At 43.5% G+C, this 2,596-nt stretch carries 2 protein-coding genes; both read right to left on the bottom strand.

Going from position 1 to position 2,596, the window contains the following annotated elements:
• Nucleotides 1-1,474: ATP-binding cassette domain-containing protein (locus AB4653_RS10170; protein WP_372104053.1), on the bottom strand; the 1,474-nt coding region annotated here is incomplete at its 3' end.
• A gap of 492 nt (nucleotides 1,475-1,966) precedes the next feature.
• On the bottom strand, nucleotides 1,967-2,545 hold the full coding sequence (locus AB4653_RS10165) for a TetR/AcrR family transcriptional regulator (protein WP_065103388.1): 579 nt from the start codon (nucleotides 2,543-2,545) through the stop codon (nucleotides 1,967-1,969).
• Nucleotides 2,546-2,596: the final 51 nt, after the last annotated feature.

Here is a 2,596-nt window from a genome sequence, read left to right as displayed (position 1 = left end):
CCAATACTTGCTTTGAGTCGATGTCTAGATGGTTGTCCGGTTCATCAAGCAATAGAAGCGGGGTGTCTTGTTTGTGGCTAACGATCAACATCGCCAGTTTCATTTTTTCACCACCACTTAAATGAGACACTTTTCGGTATACGGAGTCTCGCCTGAACCCTATTCCAGCGAGCAAGGTTCGTGCGTCACTTTCTGTTAACCCAAAGCTGTGTGTCATCAAACTATCGAATATGGTGTCGTTGGTGTCTAACAGGCCAAAATGTTGATCCAAGTATACGGTCGCCCCTAAGCGCTTAATGGATCCGATATAGTTCGAGTGCTGGCCATGAATGGCTTTTAACAGAGTCGATTTTCCGCACCCGTTAGCCCCGGTTAGATAGCATCGTTCGCCTTGTGATAGAGATAAGCTAATAGGAACACCAGAACCAAAATTTAGGCGACACTCTTCAACGGTTAATAGTGAGTGTTTTTTAGTAGCATTCGCTTGTTGTAGGTACAACGCTTGCGGCTTCAGTTGCTCTTGCTGTTCTTTAAGAGATTGAAGCTTATGTTGGTTTTGATCCTTTAAGTTCTTGTGGCTTGTTGCCGATGCGCCTTGGGTTCGCCCTGCTTTATCTTTCATGGCATCCAATAATATCTTGGGTTGGCTACCTGATTTTCGGAGTCGGTTACCTTGAGCCTCACGTTGTTGAGCTTTTTCCTTGTTAATCTGAGCTTGGCGCTCGAGTCGTTTCTTTTCCGATTGATGATGCGTTATCTGCTTGTCCAGTGCTTCACTTTGACTCGACATTTGCGTGAAGTAATCATCGTAGTTTCCTTTGTAGAAACGTAATCCCAAACTGTTGAGATGATAGATCCCTTCCATGTGTCTCAATAAGCTTCGATCGTGACTGACGACAAGCACTTTTCCTTCAAATAACTGGCACTGTTCTAGTAACCAATTACGCCCGTCGCTATCCAAATGGTTTGTCGGTTCGTCGAGAATCAGTACGTCGTAGTTTGATACGAATAAGCGATGAAGCTGCAATAGGGATAGCTGCCCGCCGCTCAATGTATGGCACGGTGTGGTTAACCCACTGGTTATTTTCAATGTGGCTAAAAGTTGCTTTGTGTTCGCTTGTAAATCCCAATCCTCGCCAACGATATTGAAGTGCTGAAGTTCGCAGCTGCCTTGTTCTATGGCATGTAATGCGTCTAACTTTTCGGTGAGCCCCAAGAAGTCAGCAATGCTGGTTGTGCTATCCAATAGCTTTGAAGGCAACTGGGAGTAAAAGCCGATCGAGCCTTGTTTGGAAATGCTGCCTGATGTGGGTTGTGTTTGCCCGACCAGTAACGAAAGCAGTAGTGACTTTCCCGCCCCATTTCTTCCGACTAAGCCTGTCAGGCGACTGCTCAAACTAAAGGTGATGTCTTTGAATAACCACTCACCAGTATCGAGCTGGAATGAGAGATTGTTGGCTAATATAGTAGGCATAAAAATACCTCCCTTTACGTGTAAACGAGTAAAAGGGGTGAGGCGCTTTTCTACATAGACTCCAACATAGGAGTCTAAGAATAGATCACCAAGACGTTACTTAGGTAGATGACCAATCAAAGATAGAAAAGCTGCGCTGAGACAATTTCTGTCTTTGAGGTACAGTTCTGCAAGATACATGTTGTCAAAATACGGATCTTTAAGAACTTGATTTGTCGCGAAAATAGATGACGAAGTAACGCCCACTAACCCCGAGTGTCCAAATGATTTTTATAAAAATAAATCGGATGTCAGGATGTTAGTACTTCATTATGGCGTTATTCTCTTTTGAAATGATGGTGTGATGTTACTGAAAGAGGGGGCTTAAAGTCAATATGGTGATGTGATTAAAATGTATCCAAATAATTAAAGCGCCTCATGCCTATATATAGATATAACCATGAGGCGCTTTAGAGTGTTCTTTGAAAGCAAGAGCTTCAAATAATGTGCAAATTACAGGTTTTGTCCGCCGACAGCTCGCCAACACATGTCAAAGCTATCGCTGATGTACTTGCCTGACTGCTCTGGAGGTAACTCATTCTGCTCAATCAACCAGTTTGCACAAATCAAAAAATGGCTGTGGATGAAGTGCCTAACAAGGTTGATGTCTAACACCATCAGCTCACCAGTTTCTTGTCCTTTCAAAATGATCTCGTCTAACGATGCGAACATCTTTGAAACAATCACTTCTCGAGTTTGAGTCGTCGGGTCGAAATGAACATTGGTGAAGAACTTCATCGCAACTGGATTTTCTAACGCCCATTCAAGCCCTGTAATCCACATGAACTTAAAGGCTTGGTAGCGATCTTGTTCAGCGATTTCTGTGTGCTGGTCAAGGGTAGAAAATAGCTCTATTTTCAGTTCACGAAACAGTTCATCAATCAGTAGAGATTTGTTCTCAAAGTGATGGAACAGCGTTGCCTTTGCCACACCTGCCGTTTTCGCTATTTGTCCGGTAGATGTGCCCTCTAGCCCTTGCTGAGAGAAGAGCAGGAGCGCAGCATCTAGGATTTTTTGCCTTTTCGTAATCATCTATTTAGTACTTTGAACAGAATCTTTTTAATTGGGTTGTTGTAAGGAGGG

The organism is Vibrio sp. 10N.222.48.A3 (assembly GCF_041475345.1).
GTDB lineage: Bacteria > Pseudomonadota > Gammaproteobacteria > Enterobacterales > Vibrionaceae > Vibrio > Vibrio tasmaniensis_A.
The sequence above is the reverse complement of the archived record's forward strand: the minus strand, read 5'-3'. Positions and strand labels throughout refer to the sequence as shown.

Coding starts and splice junctions, on each gene's coding strand:
- AB4653_RS10165 (WP_065103388.1), bottom strand. CDS start 2,545: ATGATTACGAAAAGGCAAAAAATCCTAGATGCTGCGCTCCTGCTCTTC.